Raw genomic sequence first — 3,601 nt, 5'->3', positions numbered from 1 at the left:
CGCCCCAAACCGGATCGCCATCCTTCCAATCGTCTATGTGCGCGTAATACTGGTGCAGTCCATTTTTGAGCGTAGGAGTTTCTGCTCCTCCGCTATCAAAAGTACCATCGAATTCATGATACGCCAAAAAGTTCTCGGGGCTACCTACACCATTTTTAAGGAACGGCTTTCCGGTCTCGGATTCCTCCAAATAATGCTTCCCTGCGTACTTCAATTTCCCAGTGCTATAAAATCCTGTTGCCGTGGAATCTGGGGGGGCAATTTCAAAACTTCCCGATGACTTCCAAAGGGCCTTTTTCTTTTCTTTTATTGGATCTTGCGAAATGCCTATATCCGTGCCTTCAGCCAGATAGGCATCGAATTCCCACTTTCCCACTGTATCCGGCGCAAATTTCACCTGCCATTTATTGCCGATTTCGGCACTGGTCTCGGCGGCATCCCCATCAGCGGCAAAGTAACCGTGAACCCTATAATATGTTTTGCCATTGCTAAAATTAACCCAAAGTGCATAGTCCAAAAACGGATTGATGGCATCGGTTTTCGAAACTTGTGGTCCATCAAAAGTGAGGGTTAAAGGCTGCCATTTCTTTAGGGAACCTTCAAGTACATAATTCTGGATCTTCTCCTTTTCGTTACAGGCTGATAACACAAAAGTGAGCGCACATAAAGGTATAAAAAGAGTATTGGATCTTCGGTAGTACATTGGGCAGTTATGCGGTTTTGTCGGCCTCAAGATACCATTTTTTTTGAATGCACAAGTTAAAAGCCGAGCTGATCCAATATTGGAATTTATCGCTATCTTGACAGAAACAAATACTGCGCACACGTATGAGTGGCAACAGGATGCAATAAAGCGTATTTTTACCTACAAAAATTTTAGAAACCATGCATGTTCGTTTTAGCATTGTCCTATTCTCTTTTCTGATATGTTCAATAGGATGTCAAGAAAAACAAGAAAAACCATCAAAGCCAGAAGATGATCGTGGCGATAAAAAGCCCAACATCGTATTGATCTTGGCCGATGATCAAGGTTGGGGAGATCTAAGCAGCAGCGGAAATTCCGATTTAAAGACCCCGAATATCGATGCCATTGCCAAATATGGCGTCTCGTTCGATAATTTTTATGTGCAGCCGGTATGCTCCCCTACCCGCGCCGAACTGCTGACCGGAAGACACTTCCCCCGAACAGGGGTCTATTCCACTTCGGCCGGTGGCGAAAGGATGGACTACGATGAGACCACTTTGGCGGAAATCTTAAAAAAAGCCGGTTACCAAACTGCCGCTTATGGAAAATGGCACAACGGAACGCAACCGCCCTATCATCCGAATTCACAGGGATTCCAAGATTTTTACGGATTCGCTTCCGGCCATTGGGGCAACTATTTCAGCCCGATGCTAGAGCATAACGGACAACCCGTAAACGGAAATGGATTTTTAGTGGATGACCTCACCGAACACGGACTGAGTTTCATCGAAGAAAACCGGAACAATCCTTTTTTTCTTTATTTGCCCTTCAACACCCCGCATAGCCCCATGCAAGTGCCCGATGAATACTGGAATAGATTTAAGGATAAAGAGTTAACCATGCGTTCCAACGAAGAGGATGCAAATACGGACGAGAACATAAATTTCAACAGGGCAGCGCTGGCGATGGTCGAAAACATCGATTACAATGTCGGGCGGGTAATGGCCAAGTTGCGCAAGCTGTATTTAGAGGATGACACTATCGTAATTTATTTAACCGACAACGGCCCGAACAGCTTCCGTTGGAACGGAAACATGCGGGGCATTAAGGGAGCAACTGACGAAGGAGGCGTGCGCACCCCCTTTTACATCCAATGGAAAGATTCACTTCCCGAAGGAAAAACCATTCCCCAAATCGCCAGTGCCCTCGACATATTACCTACGCTTTCAAAACTAGTAGACGTACCGCCGATTACCGCTAAACCCATCGATGGAAAAGACCTGACGCCATTACTCTTCAAAGAAAATCCCGAATGGGAAGACCGCTTGATCTACAATCATTGGAACGGAAAAACCAGCCTACGTACTCAAAAATACCGTTTAGACGCTGAAGACCAACTTTATGACCTTCAAAAAGACCGGGCGCAAAAAACAGATATCTCCGCCCGAAATCCACAGTTGAGGGATTCTTTGGTAAAGGCAAAAACGGATTGGCTATCCGAGGTTAAACCGCAAACTGCGGAAATCGATGTAAGGCCTTTTTCCTTAGGTCATCCTAGCTACCTGTACACCCAGTTGCCCGCCCGCGACGGTATTCCCCATGGGAAGATCGAGCGTAGTAACCAATACCCGAACGACAGTTTTTTCACAAATTGGTCAAGCGCTAATGATTCCATTACCTGGGATGTGGAGGTATTGGCCGATGGGAAGTTTGACGTTAAACTGTACTATACGGTTACCGAAGAAAACCTTGGATCTATAGTTGAACTCAGCCTAGGTAAAAGTAAAATAGCCAAAAAGATAACAGAGGTAAACAATCCGCCGCTAAAGGGAATGGAAAATGATCGCGTATCCAGAAAAGAATCCTATGTGAAGGATTTTAAACCCATGGATCTGGGTACGATGGTGTTGAAAAAGGGCAAGGGCACTTTGACCTTGAAAACCTTGGCAATAGCTGGCCGGGAGGTTGCGGAAGTACGGCTTTTGGTTTTCAGGAAAGTGGAATGAAAATTAGATGGGTATCGATTATTCAAACCGCAAAACCGCACTATCCGAATACCCGATCCGCTCCGCCTTGGCCTCGAAAGATATGGTGGCGGGCAATGGTTCCCCATAAACGTTCCAAACCGAATCTTGGGCCTGTTTCCAAACGATGGTGGCATCCGATTTTTTTGAAATAAGGTGAATGCTGTCGTTTTTATCTTCCATTTCCAAAGGTGGCAATAGGGGCTGTTGTCCATCGACCAGCCAGTTGTCGATCAGTTCCTTTTCAGGAAATTCCCCCAAATCCTTGGTGTCCTTGAGCCAATCCTTCAAAATTTTTCGAGAGCGCATTAAGGTATCCGAAAGGTCTTTGTTACCGGCCAGATTATGGAGTTCTTGCGGATCTTTCTGAAGGTCATAGAGTTCTTCCTCCGGTTTTATGGCACTGAGCCAAAGACCTTGGGCAACGTTCAACTTCCCGGCTTCATGCAGCTTTCGAAGTTCTTGCATCATGGGCATCTGCTCGCGATAGGCTACTGGCAGGGCATGGCTAATATCGGTATGGTAACTTTTTATATACTTGTAGCGTTTTGACCTCACTGCCCGCAACCGGTCGTAGATTTCATCGAAGCGGTCTGAAGAATGAAATGTATATTCAGGTTTCTTTTTCACCTCAAACTCCCCGAACTGGGCGATACCTTGCATGACTTTGGGCGGTTCGATACCTGCAAAGGATAATACCGTCGGGGCATAATCGATAAAACTGATCAGCCGGTCGTCGCGTTCGCCGGCATTCCCGTTTTTAGGGAATTTGATTACCAAAGGCACTTTAACGCCCGTATCGTATAAGGCCCGTTTATGTCTGGGAAAAGGGCCGCCATGGTCGCCATAGAAGAAAATGATACTGTTTTCGTAGTGGCCATCTTCCTTCAAA

Annotated in this window: 3 protein-coding genes; 1 reads left to right on the top strand and 2 read right to left on the bottom strand. The window is 46.0% G+C overall.

Annotated features, from left to right (window positions below; translation table 11 throughout):
• The coding region (locus ACEW8S_RS06490; protein WP_373517359.1) for a DUF5060 domain-containing protein at window positions 1-703 on the bottom strand (703 nt) is incomplete at its 3' end.
• A 182-nt stretch (window positions 704-885) separates the two neighbouring features.
• Between ACEW8S_RS06490 and ACEW8S_RS06485 the strand changes: the two genes are divergently transcribed.
• Entirely contained in the window at window positions 886-2,691 is a 1,806-nt protein-coding gene (locus ACEW8S_RS06485) for an arylsulfatase (protein WP_373517358.1), read from the top strand.
• Between the two features lie 18 nt (window positions 2,692-2,709).
• Here ACEW8S_RS06485 and ACEW8S_RS06480 read toward each other — a convergent pair.
• Window positions 2,710-3,601: sulfatase/phosphatase domain-containing protein (locus ACEW8S_RS06480; protein ID WP_373517357.1), on the bottom strand; the 892-nt coding region annotated here is incomplete at its 5' end.

It is taken from the genome of Pricia sp. (genome assembly GCF_041745955.1).
GTDB lineage: Bacteria > Bacteroidota > Bacteroidia > Flavobacteriales > Flavobacteriaceae > Pricia.
This window is presented reverse-complemented; position numbering and strand designations above follow the sequence as displayed.